The organism is Gilvimarinus sp. 1_MG-2023 (assembly GCF_030548285.1).
The window spans coordinates 1-238 of record NZ_JAUOSC010001658.1 but is presented as its reverse complement, the minus strand read 5'-3'; the positions used below and the strand labels follow the sequence as shown (position 1 = coordinate 238).

General features: G+C 52.9%; 1 pseudogene. It reads left to right on the top strand.

Features of this window, described 5'->3' with window-relative positions:
* Nucleotides 1–238, top strand: a pseudogene (locus Q4563_RS22420) (ubiquinol-cytochrome c reductase iron-sulfur subunit); the annotation flags it as partial.

Sequence of the window (238 nt, the reverse complement as noted above, 5' to 3'; positions counted from 1 at the left end):
GCTGTACCCTTCGTCAAATCTTGGGTTCCAAGTGAAAAGGCGAAAGCGGCAGGCGCTCCGGCCAAGATCGATGTCAGCAAGATCGAACCAGGTTCGATGCTGACAGCCGAATGGCGTGGTAAGCCGGTATACGTTGTGCGTCGTACAGACGACATGCTGGAAAATCTTCCAGAGCACAATGACCGACTGAAAGATCCGGATAACAGCAACAAGGCTCAGCAACCAGCCTACGCTGATA